General features: G+C 44.8%; 4 protein-coding genes (1 of these 4 only partly in view). All 4 read left to right on the top strand.

The features are described from left to right. The first annotated feature begins 192 nt into the window (after positions 1 to 192). Complete coding sequence (fabD, locus tag H5715_RS08575) at positions 193 to 1,293, top strand: ACP S-malonyltransferase (protein ID WP_075185102.1); 1,101 nt, start codon at positions 193 to 195, stop codon at positions 1,291 to 1,293. Between the two features lie 39 nt (positions 1,294 to 1,332). Next, entirely contained in the window at positions 1,333 to 2,541 is a 1,209-nt protein-coding gene (locus H5715_RS08570) for a sterol desaturase family protein (protein ID WP_075185103.1), read from the top strand. 138 nt (positions 2,542 to 2,679) lie between these two features. Beyond that, positions 2,680 to 6,060 (top strand): thioesterase domain-containing protein, encoded by a 3,381-nt coding sequence (locus H5715_RS08565; RefSeq protein WP_075185104.1) that lies wholly within the window; start codon positions 2,680 to 2,682, stop codon positions 6,058 to 6,060. Positions 6,061 to 6,191: 131 nt separating this feature from the next. Continuing rightward, positions 6,192 to 26,148, top strand: partial view of an SDR family NAD(P)-dependent oxidoreductase gene (locus H5715_RS08560; protein WP_075185105.1) — the 5' end (the start) only. 22,373 nt of this gene lie beyond the right edge of the window; only the first 19,957 of its 42,330 coding nucleotides appear in the window; its start codon is at positions 6,192 to 6,194; its stop codon lies off the right edge, out of view.

Genomic DNA, 26,148 nt, shown 5'->3' with positions numbered 1-26,148 from the left:
ACGCATCGGTGAGAACATACAAGTTGTTCTCATGAGCTCCCTTGTGCTCAAAATTTTCTAATTCCGAAAATTATTCAGGTTCGCACTTCAAGAAAGCCTATAAAGCGAAAATAGCAATGTGTAATAACCCAACGATAGCTATGAATCAGATCGAACTTTCGTAGTGTCTCTCAGTTAGCAAAGGGGATTCAGATGAAGACATATATGTTTCCAGGCCAAGGCTCTCAATCCAAAGGGATGGGAGCATCTTTGTTCGACAAGTTTGCCGATTTAACTGAGAAAGCTGATCAAATTCTCGGATACTCAATTAAAGCACTTTGTTTATGTGATGAAAGAAACGAGCTAAATAACACACAGTTCACTCAGCCCGCTCTGTATGTAGTAAACGCACTGTCCTATTTCGATAAGCTGCAAAATGATCATACAGAGCCGGATTATGCGATTGGGCACAGCTTAGGGGAATTTAATGCGCTTCTGGCTGCGGGATGCTACGACTTTGATACAGGACTACAACTTGTAAAGAAACGTGGTGAGCTTATGAGCCAAGCTCCACAAGGAGCGATGGCCGCGATTCTTAACGCATCAAAATCAGAAATAGAATCTATATTGGAATTTCATGGATTAAACAATGTAGATTTAGCCAATTACAATACGCCGTCTCAAATCGTGATCTCTGGTGCTCAAGCAGAGATCATTCAGGCACAACAGCATTTCGAAGATGCAGGTGCAATCTATTACCCTCTTAACACGAGCGGAGCATTTCATTCTCGCTTTATGCAACCTGCAAGTGAGCTCTTCTTCGATTATTTACAGGGTTTTACGTTTTCCCAACCAAGATTTCCTGTCATCTCGAACGTCACTGCCAGACCCTATGAAAGTGAGGACATCGTCAAGAACCTCTGTGAGCAATTAAAAAGCTGTGTTTATTGGTCAGATGGCATCGAATATCTTCTTAATCTAAACAGAGACAACGGAATCCCTATGGATTTCGAAGAAATAGGTCATGGAGAGGTGCTCACCAAGTTGCTTCGTACCATCAAGAACAAAGTGCCAATAACCGAAAAATCCACTAGCACGGAATCTGATCCAAACAAGTCCAATGCTGCAACTAATACTCTGATTATAGACTGGAATAATCAACATCCCATCGGTACAAAAGTAAATTCAATACACGCACAGTTTCAACAACTGGAAACAAGATCACCAGCTAAGGCCTTATCTGAGAATAATGCGGTTGTCTACATGAAAGGTTATTACGGGTATTTTTCACTCGATGAACTCATCTTTGAATGAGTTATTAAAAATGATCAATGATCAAATGAGTAATTAACAATGAAGAAATCTGAAGCAGACCGGTATCATCATTTAATTGGCGTACAGAGCAGAAGGATGACTTTTCGTGATGGTGACTTTCTCGATTATGTGATTATGATCTGTCTCTGCGGAATCGCTTTGGTTTGCATTTATGGCATAGACAACCTTTTAACACAGATAGGTCTAGTCGCGTGTGCCTTAATGATCATTAACTTTCCGCTTAGACATGGTTTTAAATTGAAAACGCCATTGATCGTGAAGCGGCCCCAAGACATTCTATATATGGTGGTCTACAGACTGACGAACCTTGAGCCCATCATCCTCATCGCTGCGGCTATTCTTATACTAGAGAACGTTGCAATTTACTTTACGCCACAGCTGCCTCATAAAGTTGAGCTCGTTCGTCAAGTTGGTTTTTACCTTATATACCTTAATTTCGCGATTATAACGATTTATAGAACAGCAATCCTTGCCGCACACTTGTACAAACGAAATCTTGCAAAAGAGGTACTACTGGAAACGCCATGGAAGCGTGTGGTAGTGAAGCACCCGAGTATGTTTCTCGAAATATTTCACAGCTATTTCACGGGAATACTCGCACATATAATGATGCTGATCCCTTGGTTCCTGGTTGTAAGCTATTTCGATTTTTCTATCATTTTTATTCCCATAATTTGCGTGGCAAACTATGTTGTTTTTTCTAAGAGTCTCGCGGGTATTTTGCGTTGGTATTACCGAGATCATTGGTTAGCACATAACTCAGAGCTGGAATTTATCTATCTGCACGGCGCGCATCACGATGCCATCCCAAGTGCTCTGCTAGCAGCCGATGAAAGTGGATTTCTCGAGGGGATTATCCGACAAATGCTAGGCAGGCCAATAGCTATGTTCAATCCGCTAATGGCTTTTATCTTCTATACCAACAGCATCTGGAAGAATGTCACTGATCACCAGTACATTCCCGGAATCTTCCCTAAGCAAAAAAATCCAGGTCGTTCACAGCACGCAATTCATCACCACAACCGATTAGAACCTTACGGTCTTGCATATAACCTGGAAATATATAAACACATATTGCCAGAAAAACAGCGTGAAAAAATTGAGAGGATGTCGGATCGCGAACAAGAAGCCTACCGACTCGATGAAATATTAAATGGTTTTGAATGGAATAACGCGAAATATCGCTGGTATCTCCAGCTCGTAAAAAAATATAACTCTCGGCAATGAGTTGTTTGGAATCACAGTAACACGCTCACATTCAAAAGCTGTTACCGATACTTAGACAAGGGCCACACCAGTTCAAAAAAATTAGCTTATAAACCAAAGTCACCTGTGATTTCAGAATTTAATTATGAGGTTTTGCATATGAAGAATTACCCAGGCAGAGACCATGCTATTGTCATTGGAAGCGGTATGGGTGGTATGGTGTGCGCGCGTGTCCTAAGCGAACATTTTTCTAAAGTCACGATCATCGAAAAAGATCCGCTGCCGGAGTCTCCCGCCACTCGCAAAAGTGTTCCGCAAGGTCACTTTCTTCACATTCTTTTAGCAAAAGGTGTCCGCGTTCTCGACGATTTATTCCCAGAACTATTCTCTTCATTGGAATCGGCCGGGGCGGTTAGGTTCAACGTAGGGCAGGACATTGCAGCCAAGATGTCAAACGGAAGGATACCACGGTACCAATCCGATATTTGGCTATATGGCTGCAGTCGCCCGTTGCTTGAGTGGCATATTCATCAGCAACTTACAGCGATCTCCAATATTCAGATTATGGAGCAAAGTGAAGTAAAATCTTTGCTCTACGATCGCGACACAAATTGCGTTACAGGTGTGTCCCTTCAGCAGAATAAAGACGCACAACACGATGTAGTTGCAGACATAGTGGTTGATTCAGGAGGGCGAACCGCAAAAACTCTAAAATGGTTTGAAGCACTCGGTTTTGACAAACCCGAAGAAACCATCATACAGCCACCTGTGGTGTATAGTTGCCGCGCTTTCAAAAAACCAGCTAATTTCAAATCGGACTGGAAGCTTTTAGCGGTTTATCCTGACGATGTTGGCAGCTCTAGTGGCGGCTTTGTTAACCCCATCGAGAATGATCAATGGATGGTGACACTTTGGGGAGTAGGGCAGGCCCTATCGCGAGATGATTCACTCTTCCTTGAGTTCGCGCGAAGCTTACCATCACCCGATTTGTATAATGCAATAAAATACGCAGAACCTATCTCATCGGTATATACAAGACGTAAAACCGTAAGTCGAATAAATCACTTTGAAAAACTCGATAAGCGCCCTGAAAAGTTCTTTGCTGTAGGCGATACAGTTTGTTCTTATAATCCTGTGTATGGGCAAGGCATGACATCCGCAGTATTGGGAGCCGTCACCTTAGGAGAGACCTTTGCCGATCACCCCAAAGACACCCCACACTTAGCTGGAATCTTTCACAAAAAACTTGCAGAAGTGAATATACAAATTTGGCAAAGGGGAACGATGGATGATCTAAGATGGAGTGACACTTTAGACGAAAATCCAACACTCAAGAACGAAATTGAAGTAAGAACCAAATTCATGGAGCGAATATGGGAACTAGCCATTCACGATACCCAAGTTGCAGAGCTGGTTTGGAGTGTGATGCATTTTCTGAAGCCAGTAAATGAGTTAATGACTTTGGAGATTCAAAGTAAGCTTGCCAAATATGAAGCCGAAAAAATGCAAGCCGGAATATCACAAGCGAAAATCTGGCATTCTCGCAGTGATTTAACTTCTGTGAGGGGTAAAGGCAAGGAGATTGAAGCACGCCCGCAGCAATCTAATGGTAAGACCATCACTAGTGAGCAACTGAATGAAATCGCTGAACATTGGGTCAATGGCGGTCGCGTAGACTGGAAAAACCTTCATCAGGAAACAACACCACAGAAACTTCATTTGCCCACCTATCCGTTTGAGAAGGAGCGCTTCTGCATTGCAAGGGAGAGAAGTGCCGAAACTTCGCTAGCAGACAACAAGCAATCTCAAGCAGAGAATACTGCTAGAGGGACTGACAAGATCTCGGCAAATTTAGCAGAACAACTATCACGTGAAGAGCTACATACAGAAACACCATCAACAAAAACAACTTTGGTAGAAACTCCTGAATCAGAAGAGCCATCATACGAGCTGCCTATCATCGAGAAAATTTCATTATTCCTGAAAATCGAAATAGCTGAGCAATTAGCGCTTTCGGTCACCGATGTCGATTCTACTCGAGGGTACTTTGAGTTGGGATTGGATTCACTTGGTTTTCTTATGCTTATCGAAAAGATTCAAAACGTTATTGGAGAAAAACTGCCTCCAGAAAAGCTTTTTGAATACGTAACCATCGATCAGCTATCTGGATACTTACACGAAAAGTATGAAGAGCAGTTTCAACACTGGTCCGCTCCCGAGACGTTTGCAGGCGCTGCTGTAGAAACACAGGAAGAGAAAGAAAAACCATCGGTTGACGAAAATAAGCCGGCAGTCACACCGGAATTAAAATCAATTAAAGACAAGAGCACGACGTCGAAAAATAGTACCGTCGACACTACAACATCTAAAAACACACGCCTTGGCAAGTCTGAGTCTGAGCTTGAAAGATCACCGAGAACAGCTAAAAAGAGCACGGCGAAAGCTGCTGTTACCAAGAACGCCCCCCTCAAAGATAGCCGTGCAAAAAGTACCAGCAAATTCCCCGAACTTATTCATCTGAATAAAGCAAATCAGGGCCGGCCTGTATTTTGGATTCACGGGGGAATAGGTGGCGTACAGCCATACTACTATATAGCCGAAGGGTTGCAGCGTCCATTCTATGGTATTCAAGCAAAGGGCAAGATCAGGACATCCACCTCCAGCATGAAATCGGTAGCGGCATACTACATTCGCATAATTAAGTCAGTACAGCCGCAAGGCCCATATGATCTGGGAGGCTATTCGCTCGGTGGATTAATTTGCTATGAAATTACTCGCCAACTTCAACGCAACGGAGACAAAGTTTCCTCGATTGTCATGCTCGATACGCTCGACACCTCTGGCTTGGAGAAAGTGAGGAGTTCCATTAAAAGTCAGCAGCTTCTTTATGTCAATCTTACCTTAGCGTCAAGAGTTATGCATGACCCAAGAAAATTCAGCGAAGCACTGATCCATCATAACGAACTCGATGAATCGTTAGACCCTAAGAAATTCAAAGAGCAGTTGCTCGATATAGCAGAAAAGAAAGGCCTGATTTCTAGGAAACACATACAGGAAAAAGTCGAAGAGATGGCAGGGGAAGAGGAAGATTATAACGTCGATCATTATACTGTTGCGCCGCTGCGATCGCCTCGCGACGTGAGATGCTATTACTTCCGCAATAAGAGCGGGCTATTCTTCGGTGAGTTGGAGCCATACTTCACGATTTCAAGCGATAAGAGCCGAGTGGATAAAACCAACTATTGGCATGAATGGGAGGAAAACCTCCATGACTTTCATATCTTGGATGTCGACACACCAAATCACATGAACTTTCTGTTGGAAGATCATGTTTATAAAACGATTACCGAGTTTTGTCACGGTCTTTACTCGCAAAAGGGCATCACGGACAAATCTCTTGAGACTTTCAAACAGCAATTAAAGGAACAGCACGGCGTTCTGCAACATTCGCCTGATGATTATTCCAGATCGGGTTTTATTTCCCGGCTGCTTTCCAATATTACGGGGCGCAAAAGTAAAGCTGATGTCGACCCAGCTTAACGTCACCTGATTCTTTTCTATTTCCATCAGAGAACGGTGGAAAGTGATAACTAAATTTAAACAATCCACATTTTCAAGCGCGTCCGAAGACGCGTTGTGGAAACTTTCGGGAGTTCTTGAAGATGTTTAGCATGTTTAATCAGTATTTTTTTGGTTATGTAGCTGTTCCGATGCTGGAAGCTTGTCAAAAGCGAGGGCTATTCGACCTGCTGGATTTGCAGGTTTTCACTCCTAGGCAAACGCTCGCTACAGAATTAAACGCCAATGAAGGATATCTCGCCATCACTTTGCAAATGCTCGTCTATTTTGGCTTAGCGGAGAGAAACGAGGAAGATGCATTTAGATTGACTTCCCAATTTGATTCCCGTTTTCTTTTCTTAGACCTCAAGAGTCTTTATGAAGCAGCTCCGATAGATTTTTTTCAACAAGAGACTTACCAGCAAAATATTACCAGTAAAATAGAATTGATCTCTGGTATCGAAGAAAACTCAGACGCCATTGCTTCACGTCTGGTATCCGGTGCGATATTCACTAAACTCATAATCGGCTTACATCAGCTTGGCGTATTCCATTCCCGCCAAAACCTGGAGGCCTTTCCTCAAACATTTCTACATCCCGTCGAAAATTTCCTCGTAAAACATACCTGGCTTAGTCACCCTGGACACAAATGGGAGATCACCGAAGCGGCGCATGAATTCTTGAAAAGTATCGATATCCATGCGGATATCGCGGATCACCGCAAAACACTTTTCAATATTGAGACTCTACTGTTTGCCGATGAGCAGACATACAATGTGCAAGACTTTCTGGATGGACGCGAGAATAATATCGACTTCGTTAACCCTGTGATGGCGGACAGCATCGCTGAGTTAGTAGTGAGTATTTTTGATCACCTTCCTGTTGAAAAGCAGCCAAAATTACTGGTAGATATAGGATGCAAGGATGGATCGCTTTTAACTAGTTTGTATCATTCGATTCGCGAAAAGACACAGCGTGGAAGGAATATCGAGAGCTATCCACTAACGCTTATGGCCGTATGCAATAATGAGCGATCTCTCGAAAATACAACGTCCGCCCTTAATCAACTTCCGCATCATACGCTTCTCAGCGCGCGCCACTCTCCAGAACTTATTCGACAGGGATGTCTGAACCTTGGGTACTCTGATTCGAGAGATATGCTGTCTATCTACAAGTTTGCTGGCCAACTGATTGACCCCGAAGGCTATCAACACGAAGATCAAACACTTTCTGTTCTGGTGGAGGCCGAATCAGGAGTATATATTTCACGACAAGGCAGAAAGCTGGAAAGTCTACAGGTCTTGAATGCCTGGAAATCGTATCTAAGAACACTAGTGGATACAGCCGTTGATGGCAATCTATTAACGTTGGAATTACATAGGAATAAGGATTTTACTGCTACGCAAAATGGTGAATTAAGTGGTGATGGCTTTTTGGACTTAGTGTCCAGTCTGTCACTTCATTACCTCATAAGTGCTGAATCATTTGTCATCATTGCAGCGAACCTCGGTCTTTTTGGTAAAGTCCCTCCGAAGCGTTTCCCCGTAAGCGCCGACACATGTCGCTTAACATTAAATCGTTTTGAAAGGCGTGACTATATTGTGCGTCATGCATGCTCCAATGATCTGCCCAAACTATTTGAGTTGGAGCGCCTATGTTGGAAGGAGGAAATCAAAACATCAGATGCACAAATTGAGTCTCGCCTGCAGCAATATCCCGCAGGACAGTTTGTACTCGAGCGAGACGGCGAAGTGGTAGGGGTTGTGTACAGCCAGCGAATCGAAAGTATCGAGCATCTTGAAGGCCAAAGTGCTGCCTATGTTCACCATTGCCACCGAGACTCAGGGGAGATTGTACAGCTCTTGGCAGTCAATATTCACCCCAAAGTACAAAATCTAAAGTTAGGTGATCAGCTTCTCGAGTTTATGCTACAAAGATGCGTTCTCACCGAAAATGTAGATACCGTCGTTGGAGTAACGCTTTGCAAGAATTATGAAGCTAATGATGCATACTCATTTACCGATTACATTCGTCAATCGGATGAGCAAGGTCGGATCAGAGATCCCATTTTATATTTTCACCAGCGCCACGGTGCCACTATCTTAAAAGAGATGCCTCAGTATCGACCTGCGGATGTCACTAATGAAGGGTTCGGCGTATTGGTTCACTATGACATTCATCATAGAGTGCCGCTTTCTTTACAAGACGGTACTTCATCGTCACCGGTTACAGAAAGCGCAGCCACAAACACCAACACCAACAAAACAACCATACCTTCTGCTGCTATAGCTGATTTTTTGCAACTCAATCTTTTAAATATCCTAGGTGAGCACCATCAAGATGATGATTTTGATCGTCCATTAATGGAAATAGGGTTTGACTCGGCAGATCTGTTGAAGCTTCAGGAGAAGATCTGTAATGAATACGTCATTAATCTGAGATCTACTTTTTTCTTTGAATACAACACCCCGAAAAAAGTCCTGAAATATCTCGTCTCACAACTGAGTGAGGATCGCTCGGTGTCACAACCAATAGCAAGCAGCTCACCAGCGGAAAGCAATCCAATCCATAGTGTTGCCCACGAGTCACGTATCATCAACACTCCGAGCACGCAAAAAACTTCAGACCGTCTACCAGTAAACCAAGATCTTACTGCAAAACAAAAATGTCAATTTTCTGTGCAAAATGTCGCGATTATTGGTTTGTCATGCAAACTTCCCGGAGGCATAGATTCCGTTGAAAAACTCTGGGAAACACTGGCGAACGGTGAGTGTGCGATAGGGGAGTTGCCTGAACAAAGATTCGATTGGCCGCCAGGGATCGATCCGACAAACACACATCGTGGAATTAATTGTGGCGGTTTCGTTGAGAATATCGCAAGTTTTGATGCACCTTTTTTCCGAATTTCTCCCAAAGAAGCGGTAAGCATGGATCCGCAACAAAGAATACTTCTGGAGCTTGCATGGGAATGTTTTGAGAATGCAGCGATACTCCCGGAAAAATTGACATCTCGTGATGTAGGCGTATTCATCGGTGCTAGCGGTTCAGACTATGCACACTTACAGAATAAGGCCGGAGTGGAGGTCGAAGCTCATCATGGTACGGGTAGCTCGCTGGCTGTTCTCGCGAATAGAATTTCCTATTTTTTCGATTTCTCCGGGCCGAGTTTACAAATCGACACAGCCTGCTCCTCTTCATTAGTGGCGATCCATTCCGCCATGCAGTCGTTGCAAAGAGGCGAGTGCTCAATGGCCTTAGTCGGAGGAATCAACCTCATCTGCCATCCAGCAAACACCATGGCTTATTATCACGCCGGAATGCTCGCAGCAGATGGCCGGTGTAAAACCTTCGACGCGTCAGCAAACGGTTATGTTCGATCTGAAGGCGCTGTGACTCTACTACTCAAGCCATTAGAAAAAGCCGAAGCTGATCAGGACGTTATTCATGCACTGATTAAAGGAAGTGCAACCAACCACGGGGGGCTCGCAGGGGGCCTAACAGTACCAAACCCTCAGAAGCAAGCAGAGCTACTTATTTCGGCATGGAAAAATGCCAATATCGATCCAGCTGATCTTAGTTACCTTGAGGCACATGGCACTGGTACCTCGTTGGGCGATCCTATAGAGATTCAGGGTATGCGAGAGGCTTTCGCTAACTTCTCCGCTGAAGGTTTCGCAACTACTACGCACTGTGGAATCGCGTCAATTAAAAGCAATTTAGGGCATCTGGAAGCTGCCGCCGGCATTCTTGGGTTACTCAAAACAGTACTATGTTTTCAGAAAAAGCAACTTCCTCGGAGCATACATTTTCATACCTTGAACCCCAAGATTGATCTCGATGCATCGCGACTTTACATCGTGTCAAAACACCAGTCATGGCAACCTGCAGGGCATCAAAACCGCGTGGCAGGTGTTAGCAGCTTTGGGTCGGGCGGCACCAATGCTCATGTCGTGTTAGCAGAATATAATTCTGAGTCGAAATCAGGATTCGTCCAGGATGAGTATTTATTCGTTCTTTCTGCCAGGAATTCAGAAAGCCTGAATCGGTACGCCGAATCGATGCTCACGTTTCTTGAAAGATCTCCGCTGATTTCATTTAGCAACTTTATCTATACCCTGCAAGCCGCTCGAACACCCATGCAAGAGCGACTGGCTATTAAAGTAAAGAACTACGCAGATCTGAAAGATAAATTATCGCGATGGATATCCGGTAGTAGCGCGACAAATGATAGTTGGCAGAAAAACGCCAATGCAAGTCGTGCCGAAATAGAAACTTTATTCGGAGGGAAGGTTGGACAACAGGTCACCGACGTGGTCGTTGAAGAAAAGAACCTGGAACAAATTGCCATCCTGTGGACTTCTGGTATCGAAATATCATGGAAAAACTTGTATGAAGCTACGCCACACAGAATTCCAGTGCCGAGCTATCCATTTGCGCGCAATGAATACTGGATTGAGCGTGTACGCGGACAGGCGGAAACTGTAAGTACCCAAACAAAGAATATTATCCATCCCTTAGTACATGAGAACACCTCTGATTTGCTGGAACAGCGCTTTACATCAAGTTTTTCAGGCTCAGAGTTTTTCTTCAAAGATCATGAGGTCATGGGGCAGCCTACTCTTGTGCCCGTAGCCTATCTAGAAATGGCCCGAGTCGCGATAGAAAAGGCGAACGGTAAACCGAGCTCCGACACAGAGCTGCATATTGAACGCATATCCTGGGAAAATCCCATCACATTGAATGAAGCTGCTAACGAAATTCACGTCAGTTTATTTATCGATGATAGCGACACCATTCACTTTGAAATTTACAGCAATTCGCCTCAATCAGATGAGAGTGTTATTCACGCCCAAGGTCTAGCTCAGTATTTTGCAAGTCAAGAGCGTTCATCATTGAATATCGCCGACATTCAAGCACAGATGACACACGGTATTATAGAAGCCCCGTTGTGCTACGAGACGCTTGGCAGAACAGGACTCACCTATGGCGCGGCACTTCAAGGAATTCAGCAAATCTACCAAGGGAAGGGAGAAGCGCTTGCATCTATATCACTGCCTTCATCGATAGCAGCCTCACAAAGTGCTTATGTGCTTCATCCCAGCGTGCTCGATGCTGCTATTCAAAGTATTCTTATTCAACAGCTTTCCCAGGAAGAGTCGGGGTCATCACATAATACCGAAATATTATTTCCGGTCTTCATTGAATCTGTAGAAATCCTCGCTTCTTGTGATTCAACAGTGTTTGCCTGGACTCGAGCATCAAGCAATCAGTCCGACTGGGATATTGATCTTTGTGATCGATACGGCAAGGTATGCGTCCGAATAAAAGCCCTCGAACTGGGAAATTTAGACGTATTGTCGAAGCATTTCTCTGAGGATGAATCTGAAGAGAGATGTGTGACTTTCTTGAAGAAAGGCTGGCAAATCTCTTCGTTACCGGCAGCTCAAGCAATTTCTTGCCCTGTTATCGTTCTGCACAACAAAAATACCTTGGCACTGGCAGAATTCATTGCAGAAAAAATAGAACACGTATCCCTGATTCAAGTTGAAGCACTGCAACACGACGACGCAACAAGAGCTGAGCTTGCGCAAGCCATACAAACAAGTAAAGCATGGATCGATTTAGCCGGAATGAAACAGGAAGCCACGGGCTCCGGTTGGATTGGGTTTTTGCAGGAGATGATCGAGCTTAATCGATCTAACCACCTACAACTTCTTTGTGTCACACAGGGGCTTGAATCACATGAAAATTCTGCAATTCAGCTTAGCGGTGCTGAAAAAGTAGGCTTATACCGCATGCTCCAAAGCGAATACTCAAACCTTACGTCACGCCATGTCGATTTGGATCCTAACACTCACGACCTTGGACAACAGGCTGACCAGATACTCGCTGAGTTAATGTCTAAATCGAATGATGTGGAATCGTGCTTCCGCAATGAGCAGCGTTTCGTGAGTGAATTAAAAGAAACGACACGCCACAATACAAAAGCCAAAATGGCGAATTTCTCTGATTCAGATGTTGTGATTATTACGGGCGGGACTCGTGGCGTTGGAATGCTGTGTGCCCAGCATCTTGTGAGAAACTACGAACTCAAGCGTTTGGTGCTTACAGGCAAAGAATCAATGCCACCTCAGGATCAATGGAACAATCCTGAAGACTTTTCTTCATCTATTCAACACAAAATTAAGAACATTCAACAGCTACGAGCATCAGATGTGGATGTTCATGTCTTCACTTTCCCATTGGATAATTCAGCCGAACTTCAACAGCAATATGCAACTATTAAGGCAACTGTGGGTGGCGTAGCAGGGATAATTCATGCGGCGGGATTAGTGGACAACGAAAACCCTGCCTTCATCCGTAAAACAACTGAAAGTATTTCTACAATTACGTCACCAAAAATCGAAGGACTGAAAAATATAATTCAGCTTGCCGAAGTGCAAGAACTGCGTTTCATCCTGCTTTTCTCGTCAGTGTCCGCGGTCATACCTGATTTAGGAGCCGGATTGAGTGATTACGCGATGGCAAACGCGTTCATGGATTACTGTGCAAGCGCGCGGGACACGCTACCTATTGTAAGTATTCAGTGGCCAAGCTGGAAAGAATCTGGAATGGGCGATGTGACCGGCCCTGCTTATCACAATATAGGCCTGAACAGTATCACTGATGCCGAAGGATGTGACTTTCTGGACAGCATACTAGCAGACCAAAGTACACCGGTTATTATGCCGCTCGTCATAAATCCCGTTAAATTTAATGCATCATCTTTAATGCGCACAGAGAAAAACAGCGCTAATTCAAGCAGCGACAGTCAGTCTATTTCTACCTTAGAAAAAAGTGGAGAAGCGAGTGGACAGAGAAACAGACAAACGATCACAGAAACAATAAAGGAAATGACTGACACCAATACCAGTCAACACAACCTGCATATAGTTCAAGAGAATCTAGCAGCATTATTTGAATTAGAATTAAGACTTCAACCCGGGGAACTGGATCCACAAACGCCATTTGCAGATTACGGCGTAGATTCTATTCTGCTGGCGCAGGTCATCAAAAAAATTAGACAAAAGTTTGAAATAGAACTCGCTCCCTCAATTCTATTAGAGCATTCCCGACTTGAGTCGTTCGCATGCTGGATGCTTCAGCACCATCGTGAAAAATTGAGTGATCACTTTTTGTTTGAAATTTCTGAAGAGGCTGTTGCTTCACAGACCGATAGAGCACAGCAGACTCAAGATAGCCATCAATCAAATATCTTGGCAGGTTCAGATAAAGCCAATGGTATTATGCGTGAAGAGCGCACCAATACAGTAGTGGCGAAAAGTTCTAATCGCTTTAAGCGTGGACGTTCAAATAAACAGGTCAATAAGGCAATCGCCGTAATCGGTATGGCATGTCGTTTTCCCGGTGCCGTCAGTATCGAAGAATATTGGAACTTATTAGCCAATGGCAGGAGTGCGATCGGACCCGTCCCGGAAGACTGTTGGGGAATTAAGTCCAACTATTACGCTGGTTTACTTGAAGATATTTATGGATTCGATCCTAAGTTTTTCATGATACCGACAGAAGATGCTCAGGTAATGGATCCTCAGGCCCTCGTCTTACTTGAAGAAAGCCTCAAGGCCGTTTATCACGCTGGGTATCCGCACCAGGAGTTAGCGGGGAAGAACATCGGTGTATACCTTGGCGCCCGCAGCCTAAATGTGAGCCTCGCACAAACGGGCAATAGCCGTAACCCTATTATGGTAATGGGGCAAAACTATCTGGCTGCCAATATTTCTCAATTCTTTAATGTTCGTGGACCTTCGCTGGTTCTGGATACGGCTTGTTCTTCATCATTGGTCGCCATGAACATGGCCATTGAAGCGATGCGCGCAGGCACAATAGATTCTGCTCTGGTTGGTGGTGTGAGTTTGTTAACCAGTCCGTCGTATCACGAAATGTTCGAAAAACGTAATCTACTGCAAAATGACGGTGCGTTTCATATTCTAGATCAACGTGCGTCTGGTGTCGTCTTAGGTGAAGGCTGCGGTATGGTGTATCTAAAGCCTCTCGCGAAAGCCCGACAAGATGGCGATAGCATTTATGCCGTAATCGCAGGCATCGGCATAAATAATGACGGTCGTACTGCGGGTCCAGCGACACCCAACATTGAAGCGCAAGCCGCTGTAATGCAGTCCGCTTTAAAACAAAGTCAATGCGAGAGTCATGAGGTTGACTATCTGGACGTGAATGGCTCGGGATCAGAAGTAACCGACTTACTCGAAATCAAAGCCGTCGCGTCTGTCTATGCTCGCCAAGAAAATGCTTCCATGTATATCGGAGCGATGAAGCCTAACATTGGTCACCCCTTGTGCGCAGAGGGGATCGCAAGTTTTATTAAAGTCGCGCTGATGTTACACCAGCAGCAACTCGTGCCGTTTTTGTCAGGCCAGGAACCACTAAAACATTTTTCCGTAGAAGAAGCAGGCTTTACTTTTCCCAGAAAAAAACAGGCTCTGGAGATGAAATATGCTGCCTTGAACTGTTTTGCTGATGGGGGAACGAATGCGCACGTTATTTTGCAGCACGAGCCAACGAACTCCAAAAAAGCTGTGCGCAAATCACTTCCGATCCCCACACTGGAAAGAGTCGATGTGCGCACTCTCGAACCGCTCGGGAAATCCACGCCTGAAAATAGCGGCGGTAGCGAAACGGCAACTAAGAACCTTAGTGTTTTAAATCATTCCTTTGACAAGTCTAAAGAGTGGAGGCTCACTCTTACGAGCGACCATCCCGTTCTTTCCAATCATAAAGTATACGGGCAGAAACTATTGCCAGGCCTGGCATGGATAGATTTTCTCTACCAATGGTTTACTGAAGGTGGTTATGGTTTTGAAAACCTTGAGCTTAAAAACCTTTCTATTTACCGCCCCTTAATCGTATCCACTGAAAAGCCAGTGAATCTTTTGGTGGAAGCGACCGAAAGTAAAGAAGGGTTCTGGCGAATAGAGATCGGAGACGCTTCAGCGGAAACAGCCTCAAACGCTGGAGAGGATGTTAGAGATGGCCATAGAGAGAACCTTAAAAAGAATCTTTACATTACTGCAGAAATGCATTTGATCGACTCTGTCATTTTCGATGATCAGGTCGACATCAACGAAACTCTTTCAAGAGACTGCACACAAAGCTCCATTGCCAGTGTTTACGAGGAATGTGTAACACGAGAACTGCTACACCTAGGTGTCATGAACGTTGACGGTAATGTGTATGACACAAAAGATGCAAGGTGGCTTCATATTAAAGTCAATGAAGCGCTGCAAGATCCTGAACACGGTTATATATTTCATCCGGCCATTATTGACAGCAGCGCGGTCGGTTCCGGGGGGTTGTTTTCGAAATCATCCGATGACGACAAGCGATTATATTTGCCGTTATTTTACGAGTCGTTTCGTGCATCAGAGAGATTCAGAAGCGAATGTTACACGCGGATAAAACACTCCTCACGAGATTCGAAAGAAGAACTGCGTAGCATGACGCTTGAATTCTTTACGCCTGAAGGCAAGAAGATTGGAGAGGTGAAGAACTATAAGAACAAACTTGTTCGCAACGCCGGACTTATCGATCCTACAAGAAATAGTGATATCGAAGAAAAGCCGAGTGGTGCAGAAAAACAGAATAAAGAACCTGAACTAGCCAATCTTTCCGTTGATTCAATGAGTGCTTTACTTGCATCTATTATTGCTTCAAAACTGGATAGCCATCCAAAAGATGTTGCATTAGATCGAGGCTATTATGAACTGGGGCTTAATTCACTTATGTTGTTAAGTGTTGCCCGGACAGTGGAATCTGTACTCTCTGTAACTTTATCCCCAACACTATTATTCGAATACACCACCATTGCAGAGCTATCTGAGTATCTCGAAGCAAACTATACGCTACCGGGGGAAGCGGAGACTGTCGCAGATGAGGACAACCAGAAACAGCCCGAGCGTCCGAAACAGAATTATTTGACCTCAACCAAAACGACTCATTCTCCTTTAATTGCACCTAACACAGGCGCTACTGCAAACGGTGCCGCATATCCGAGAACCTCGGATATTGCCGTAATCGGCATGGCGGGTCGTTATCCTCAAGCCTCCAATCTTGAAGAGTTTTGGGAAAATCTAAAGGAGGGCAAGGACTGCATCACAGAAATTCCACAAGATAGATGGGATATCAGCGTTAGCAGTTATAGTGATTTGGTGTCTCCCACCGGTAAATCCATGTCAAAGTGGGGCGGTTTCATTAACGAAGCCTATTGCTTTGATCCCTCTTTCTTCAAAGTTTCACCACAAGAAGCAGAATGGATGGATCCTCAGGAGCGTTTGTTTCTTGAAGTGTGTTGGGAAACAATGGAAGACGCCGGTTACACACCTGATAACATTGTTGAACCAGAAGGAGAAAATAAGCGACGGCCTGTGGCTGTTTTTGCAGGGGTAATGCATAAAGACTATGTATTACTGCAAAACGAAGTGTCGAAGAATCAGAACTCAGATACACATCAAAAGTTTCCGCTAACCTTTTTAAGCTTTGCACCAATAGCAAACAGAGTATCTTATCTTTGTAATTTTCACGGCCCTTCCATGGCGATCGATACAGTTTGTTCAGCATCGCTAACAGCCGTACACCTGGCTATCGACAGTCTCATAAAAGGTGAATGTAAGGTAGCCTTTGCAGGTGGCGTAAACCTCTCGTTGCATCCTAAAAAATACCAAACGTATGGAATGATGAACATGCATTCCACAGATGGCTATTGTCATTCTTTTGGCGACGGTGGTGATGGCTATGTATCCGCCGAAGGTGTAGGCGCCGTTCTTCTAAAACCCTTGGATCAAGCGATTTCAGATGGCGACAGCATTTACGCGGTGCTAAAAGGCAGCTCCGTCAACCATGTTGGTACAGTGAGTGGATTCACAGTGCCGTCTCCGGTTGCTCAAGGGGACATGATTGCTGACTGTTTTAGAAAAACAGGTATTGATCCCGAAACCATCAGCTACATTGAAGCGCATGGTACAGGCACTTCCTTGGGCGACCCAATTGAAATACAAGGTCTAAATCGCGCATTCCGAGAATTCACAACGAATAAACAGTTTTGTGCCTTGGGTTCCGTAAAATCAAACATTGGCCATGCAGAATCTGCGGCAGGTATCAGTGGTTTAACCAAAACAATTCTACAGATACATCACAGAACTTTGGTGAAATCTCTGCATTCGAATGTGGTTAATCCCTATCTAGATTTACCGTCCTCACCATTCTACTTGCAAACAGACACCAAAGAATGGGCTCCGATTGAGAACGCACCTCGCCGAGCCGGTGTTAGCTCATTTGGTGCAACAGGTTCCAATGCTCATGTCATTTTGGAAGAATTCCCGCATGAAGGCGCTGCTCCGCAAACACGAGTAAAAGGTGGCGTTTTATTACCGATCTCTGCGCAGAACGAGGATCGCTTAAAAGAATACGCACAGAAAATGCTGCACTTTCTGGAAACCCATACGGAAACAGATCTGCCATCACTTGCATTCACATTGCAAACAGGAAGAATTCTCCTTGAACAAAGATTAATAATGTTTGTTACCAGTATTGACAATGCAATCGAAAGTCTAAAAGTCTGGCTCGACGGTTCAATCTCGTCCAATGCATGGTACGGCCACGTTAGATTGCACTCTGGTAATGGCGATATTTTTAATACGGACGCCGACTTACAAGATGCCATCGCCCAGTGGGTGGCAAAAGGGAAATTGAAGAAGATCGCTGAACTCTGGATCCAGGGTTACACGGTGAAATGGCAGGAGCTATATCACAACAAAGCGATGCAGCGCATTCATGCACCTACATACCCATTCGCAAGGGAAATATACCGAAGTGATAGCGGAGAACCCAATCAAAAAGGAAGAGCACATGGAGAGCTGCAACAAAATTCAAAGAATGTTAAAGCGCTACATCCTCTATTGCACGAGAACACCTCAGACCTTTTGGAACAGCGTTTTACCTCAACATTCTCGGGCTCCGAATCATTTTTGGTAGATCACAAGATCAATGGCAAACAAGCTCTTCCTGCATTGAGTCTACTTGAGATGGCACGTGCGGCTATCGAAAAAGCATCGGGAAAGCGTCAATCTGATAAATTCCTTTCTATTCAGAACGTGGTATGGGATGAACCTATCATCGTCAATGATGAAAGCCATGATACTCACATCAGCTTGTTTAGCGATGACGACGATATCATTCACTTTGAAATTCATAGTGAAGTAGATGAGGAAGATGAACCGCGTATTCATTCATACGGTATCGCTTCGTTTGAACCTATGGAAGTTTTCGAAGGATCTTTGCGGATTGATATAGCTGAAATTCAGTTAATGATGAATCAGGAATCGTTCAATATTGACCAAATCTATGCAAGTTTGAATGAGATTGGGCTTCAATATGGTGAAGCCCATCATGCGATTCAAGAGTTATATAAGGGTGGAAACCAGGTTCTGGCTAAAATAGGGCTACCGTCTTCACTCGCAAACCAGCACCAGGCTTACGTTCTTCACCCAAGCTTAATCGATGCAGCACTTCAGTGCGCTATCTATAGCCAACAAATTTCAAGTGATAGTCCATCGGCACAAAATAAGCTCCAGCTTAACTTTGCTGCTACGCTTGGTTCCATAGATATTCTAAACGCGTTCCCAACGAACCTTTGGGTGTGGGTACGTCAGGTTGCCGATACAAACATTTCCGGTCACGAAGACTCAGATGCTCAGGTGTGGGATATAGACCTGTTTGATGAAGACGGGATTCTTTGCGTATCGATGAAAGGACTAGAACTCGGGCCATTCCAAGCCAACGACGAAAAGCAACGTCGCGTTACATTAGTTAAAAAAGGTTGGAACCTCGTACCTGTTTCAAGCTCCAGCCGTGTAACCATGCCACTAGTTGTACTTCATAACGAGACAACTAAAGCACTGGCTGAAATCATCGCGCAAGAATCCAAGCAAATAAGGCTGATTCGGGACGATGAACTGCAAGAAAAAGAAAGGTTTTCACAAGTCATAAATGGTTGTAAATCCTGGATTGATCTGACTGGAATCGGTAAAGACGTTGCTTCCTCACAATGGATTGGACTACTGCAGGAAACAATAGAAGCGAATCGCTTCAATAACATTCGTTTACTTTATGTCACCCAGGGTCTGGAAGCCCACCAGAACGAAAATATCCAGCTTTCCGGCGCCGAACGAGTCGGATTGTATCGCATGTTGCAAAGCGAATACTCCAGTCTTTCTTCAAGGCACGTGGATCTCGATGGAAACACCAATGACCTTACACAACAAGCCGAACAAATTTTAGCGGAGTTATCGAGCGATTCAACCGAGATAGAATGCTGTTACCGTGATGGTCAACGTTTCGTAAGCCAGCTTATGGAGAGTCAGCGAGAACTCCAGCCGGGAATTTCGGAATCTCAAATCGCGAGCTTCAATGAGTCCGATGTTGTGCTCGTGACAGGCGGAACCCGTGGAGTAGGGATGTTATGCGCTCATCATTTGATAAAGAACTATGGCTTAAAGCGTGTGGTGCTAACCGGTAAAGAAGCTATGCCGCCGCAAGAAGAATGGGGAAATCTGCAGAATTCCTCTCCATCGGTTCAACAAAAGATTAAAAATATTCAAGAACTACAAGCTCTTGGTGCCGACGTTCAGGTTTTCGCATTTCCATTGGATAACCTTGAAGAACTTAAACAGCAACATACTGCAATTGAGTCATCAATGGGTCAGATCTGCGGGATTATTCATGCCGCAGGTTTGGTCGACAACGAAAATCCAGCCTTCATCCGCAAAACCCCCGAAAGTATCGCAAAGATTACCTCGCCGAAAACTGACGGTCTCAGAAATTTAATGCAGCTACGTGACGTCAATGAGTTGCGGTTTGTATTATTGTTTTCATCGGTATCTGCAGTGATTCCAAGTCTCGGCTCTGGCATCAGCGACTATACAATGGCGAATGCGTATATGGACTATTACGCGATGGCTCACAGCGAAACACCATTAGTTAGTATCCAATGGCCGAGCTGGAAAGAATCAGGTATGGGAGAAGTCACTGTACCAGCGTATGGCAAGACAGGTCTACTCAGCATTACCGACGTTGAAGGTTGCGAGTTCCTCGATCAGGTTCTTGCAAATCCTTACAGCATATCGGTATTGATGCCACTGGTGGTCGATAACCAGAAGTTCGATTCGAGTCGGCTGTTACTGACAGAAGATATTGAAAATGTTCGCACTGAGCATGCCTCACAACACAAGGCATCCAACAACAAGCAGACAGAGAATTTTGCGAATAGCGTGGCAACAAAACAAAGCGCAGGAAAGTCAGTTTCAGTCAGTAGTGAAACGGCTACGTCGGTCAACCACGTTGTAGAAAAATGGCTGGGCTCACTGTTTGAATCCGAGTTAAAACTTAAAGCCAACCAACTGGACGTGCAAACGCCATTTGCAGATTTCGGCATGGATTCGATTTTACTCGCTCAACTCCTGCAACGTCTAAGACGCGAGCTAGCCGTAGAACTCGAACCGTCCATTCTATTGGAATATTCGACCGTACAGGCACTTGCCGTATGGCTTATAGAGAATGAACCCGAAGTCATCAATACGCATTTTGCAGCGGAAACCAAGCAATCAAATGAACGAGATGAGACCAACCAGAACACATCGGCCTCTGTAGATGGTGGACGCCGCTCACACAATGTATCGCTTCTAAGCCACGGCACCCCAGATTCAGCAAAAGATACTACGCGAAACGCTCGTTATAACACTTCGGCAAAACTACGACGTGGTAGAGCCGCTCGTCAATCCAACGACAAGATAGCAGTCGTCGGTATGGCTTGCCGTTTCCCGGGTGCTTCCAATGTAGAAGAATACTGGGATCTTTTATCCAAGGGTGAAAGCGCTATTAGCGCAGTGCCAGAGGACTGCTGGGGAATTAAATCTAATTACTTCGCAGGATTGCTCGAAGATATATATGGCTTCGATCCTGATTTCTTTATGATCCCGACAGAAGACGCGCAGGTAATGGATCCGCAGGCTCTGGTATTGTTGGAGGAAAGTCTTAAAACCATCTACCACGCAGGATATGCTCACCAAGAGTTAGCCGGTAAGAATATTGGTGTTTATGTTGGAGCTCGCAGTCAGAGTGTAGACGTGTCTCAGCTTGGCAACAGCCGTAACCCGATCATGGTGATGGGGCAAAACTACCTCGCAGCTAACATCTCGCAATTCTTAAACTTACGAGGTCCTTCACTCGTGTTAGATACTGCGTGTTCATCGTCATTGGTCGCGATGAATATGGCTGTCGAAGCCATGCGTTCTGGCACGATAGAGTCGGCTTTGGTGGGTGGTGTGAGTTTGTTGACGACTCCGTCGTATCACGAAATGTTTGAAAAACGAAACTTGCTGCAAACAGACGGGACGTTTCATATTTGGGATCAACGTGCATCAGGCGTCGTACTGGGTGAGGGTTGCGGCATGGTTTACCTCAAACCTCTGGAAAAAGCAAAAACGGATGGTGATGCGATATATGCTGTCATTGCCGGTATTAGCATCAACAACGATGGGCGAACGGCTGGGCCTGCGACACCCAATATGGAAGCTCAGGCCGCGGTTATGCAATCCGCATTGCAACAGAGCCAATGTGCAAGCCACGACGTTGATTACTTAGATGTAAACGGTTCAGGTTCAGAAGTGACTGACCTGTTAGAAATTAAAGCGGTTGCTTCGGTATATAGCCGCGATGAACATTCTCCGATGTATATTGGCGCTATGAAACCGAACATCGGTCATCCACTTTGCGCCGAGGGCATCGCCAGTTTTATAAAAGTCGCATTAATGTTGCACCATCAGCAATTGGTGCCATTCTTGTCGGGTAAAGAGCCTCTAAAGCATTTTTCGGTAGAGGATGCCGGCTTTAGCTTCCCGAGACAAAATCAAGCTGTCGACATGAAATACGCTGCGTTGAACTGTTTTGCTGACGGGGGTACAAATGCGCATGTTATTTTACGTCAGGAACCCGTAAAACCAGTGAAAGTGAAACGTCATTCTTTGACCTTGCCTGAACTAAACCGTATTGACGTTCGTACCCTTGAGCCTTTAGAACAAATCAACGAAGCAAATAACAACGGTTTATACAATTCTAAACTCGGATTCTTAAGCCATGATTTTAATCACTCAAAGGAATGGAGCCTGACATTAACCAGCGATCACCCAATTCTTGCGAACCACAAAGTCTACGGCAAAGAGTTATTACCTGGGCTTGCCTGGATTGATTTTCTTTACCAATGGTTTGCAGAGGCGGGGCATCACCACACAGGACTGGAGCTGAAAAATCTATCGATCTATCGACCATTAATCGTTTCAGATGCAAAACCTGTGAGCTTATTAGTAGAGGCTGCAGAGACAGAGCAGGGTATTTGGAAAATTGAAGCCAGAGACTCTCTGGATGTGGCGGCAGATCAAAATCATAGTTCACTTTATATCACGGCCGAAATGCACCCGGTTTCTGCTACCGCAATCGATGAGTGCTTTGATGTGGCGAGCATTGCTGAATCATCGATTTCCGCTAGTGAATTGAACGATATATACCAGCATTATCAAAAACGCGAGCTAATCCATTCAGGTCTGATGAAAGCAAACGGCAGTGTGTTCGACACTCCTGATGCTAGTTGGATACATGTGGTCGCCAATAATCTGCTGGCAACCGTTAGCAATAATTCAGAAAAAACCAGCGATAACGAATTCGTTTTCCATCCCGCATTAATTGACGCGAGTGCTGTTGGTGCCGGAACACTTTTTGCCCAGCAAGAGGCAAATGAACAGCGTCTGTTCTTACCTTTTTTTTACGAATCATTCTATGCAACACAAGAGCTTGGTAGAGAATGCTTTACTCGAATTAAAAAATCATCCGTTGAGACGAAACAAGAACTTCTCAGCATTACAATGGAGTTTTTTACACCGCAAGGTAAAAAAGTCGGTGAGCTTAGGAACTTTAAATATAAACTAGTGCGTAATGAAGGTCTGATTAATCCGGATCGGGTCGTGAACACCGACAATACCCATCACAATAAGACATCAACAAACTCTACAATGCAGCAAGAATTTAGCTTGTCGACCGATTCGATGTCCGCATTATTACAATCGATCGTAGCGTCTAAGTTACAGTGCAATGCCAATGATATTGCCGTGGATTCAGGTTACTACGAGCTCGGTTTGAATTCGATTATGCTGCTAGATGTCGCCAAGACAATAGAGTCATTACTTTCCACCACCCTGTCACCGACCTTGCTTTTCGAATATACGACTATCGCATCGTTGTCCGATTACCTCGAAAAACATTACGCGCTTCCAGGTTCCGTCGTTGCCAAGCTAACAACTAACACTGCACAGGAACCCAAGAAATCTCATAAGAGACGTTCTTTTACTAAAAAAACCACTCATACACCTGGATTTTCTACGGGAGCCGTTCAACGCCTGAGCCGAAACACTAGTGGCGCAGGGTATCTACAAACCTCAGACATTGCTGTTATCGGTATGTCCGGCCGGTACCCGCAAGCTTCGAATCTTGAGGAGTTTTGGGAGAATCTCACGAACGGAATAGACAGCATTTCAGAAGTACCTCTGGATCGTTGGGATATTCAAAATACTGGCTACAGCGATCGTGAATCCCCATCCGGAAAACCTATTTCGAAATGGGGTGGTTTCATTGGCGAAGCGTACTGTTTTGATCCTACATTCTTCAGAGTATCCCCTCAGGAAGCTGAGTGGATGGACCCTCAGGAACGTCAATTTTTGGAAGTCTGCTGGGAAACGATGGAAGATGCGGGTTATACACCCGATAACATTGTGACACCAGAAGGCGAAGACAACCGACGTCCCGTCGCTGTTTTTGTGGGTGTTATGCATAAAGATTACACCTTGCTACAAAACGAGGCAGTGCACTTGGGTCATGAAATTCCCATGTCCTTAAGCTACGCGCCTATCGCTAACCGAGTTTCTTACTTCTGTAATTTCCACGGACCATCGATGGTGATTGATACAGTGTGTTCTGCATCATTAAATGCGGTCCACCTTGCAATGGATAGTCTTATCAAAGGAGAAAGCAAAGTGGCTTTCGCTGGGGGCGTCAACCTTTCTTTACACCCAGGCAAATACCGCACTTACAGCATGATGGATATGCACTCAAGCGATGGCTTTTGTCACACCTTTGGAGAAGGTGGTGACGGTTATGTGTCTGCCGAAGGTGTTGGTGCCATTTTATTGAAGCCTTTGCAGCATGCAGTCGATGATGGCGATAGTATTTACGCGGTATTGAAGGGAAGCACCGTCAATCATGTGGGAACCGTCAGCGGTTTCACAGTGCCGTCACCTGTTGCACAAGGCGCAATGATCGCCGATTGCTTACGCAAAACAGGTATCGATCCTGAATCTATCAGCTACATCGAAGCGCATGGAACAGGAACGTCTCTTGGCGACCCGATTGAAATTCAGGGACTTAATCGTGCTTTCAGAGAATTTACAACAGGAAAACAGTTTTGTGCTTTAGGCTCTGTTAAATCCAATATCGGGCACGCAGAGGGAGCAGCGGGGATAAGTGGACTGACGAAAACCATTCTGCAGTTGCATCATAAAACCTTAGTTAAATCCCTGCATTCGACTATTGTAAATCCCTATCTGGATCTACCCAATTCACCATTCTACGTGCAGACATCCACGGAAAAATGGACATCACCAGATAATACACCGCGTCGAGCAGGCGTCAGTTCGTTCGGTGCTACAGGTTCTAATGCTCATGTCATTATTGAAGAATATGTTGCGAATGATCTTGGTAATGACTCCTTAACAGATCTAGCGCCACGTACACATGTTGAAGGTGGTGTTTTGTTGACGGTGTCTGCCAGAACTAGTCAACAACTAAAGGATTATGCCGCCAGAATCGTCGCGTTCTTACAACACCATCCCAGCACGGATCTCCCGTCACTGGCGTATACGTTTCAGACTGGTCGAATTGTGTTGGAACATCGTTTGGTTCTGCTCGTCACTAGCATCAGTGAAGCAATTGAAAGTCTAAAGATGTGGATGGCAGACGAAAGCACTCCGAATGCACTGCATGGACGAGTGAAGTTAAAATCTGGAAGTGCGGATATTTTTAGTACCGATTCGGATCTGCAGGAAGCGATGGCGCAGTGGATTGCAAAGGGTAAGTTGACTAAAATCGCCGATCTCTGGATGCAAGGCTATTCCATAAAATGGCAAGGACTTTACGAGGAAGGATCCGTACAACGTCTCCACCTGCCAACCTATCCATTTGCGAGAGATATCTATCGCGTAGCCGGTGATTCCTCACTTAACGAGCGTGACATAAATGGATTCGGTTCAACATCATTAGTGCCTCAAGCCTTACATCCATTCCTCCATGAAAATACTTCAAACATGAGAGAGCAGCGCTTCACTTCGTGTTTTAATGGATCAGAATCTATTCTGCATAGCTACTCCCGAGATGGAAGAAAAACAATCTCACAAGCTGGCTATTTAGAAATGGCACATGCTGCTGTCGTCAAAGCTTCGTGCGATATTGATGATCTACCGGCAATTAGAATGAAGAATATCAATTGGTGCGAACCATTCATCCTCGAAGGCAATGCAAAGGAAATAAGCATTGGCCTGTTCGAGGAAAGTAATGGCGATCTCCAGTTTGAAACCTATTCGCACTCGCAAACCGAAGAAGACATCATTCATTTTAACGGGGTAGCGGAAATTGCATCCACAGACCAACAAGTGAGTCACAATCTTGTAACCCTGAAATCTCGAATTAATCAGGGAACGATAAGTGGTGAAATGGTTTATCGTTTACACGCATTAATGGGAATGGAATACCGCAAAGAACAACAGGGTATCGATGAAATACATAAGGGTGTAAATCAATTGCTGGCTAAACTATCATTGCCAGCCAACATGGCTAACGGTGTGAAAAAGGCCATTCACGAATTTACACTTAACCCTTGTATTGTTGATGCAGCGCTGCAGT

Source organism: Teredinibacter haidensis (assembly GCF_014211975.1).
Taxonomy (GTDB): Bacteria; Pseudomonadota; Gammaproteobacteria; order Pseudomonadales; family Cellvibrionaceae; genus Teredinibacter; species Teredinibacter haidensis.
The sequence above is the reverse complement of the archived record's forward strand: the minus strand, read 5'-3'. Positions and strand labels throughout refer to the sequence as shown.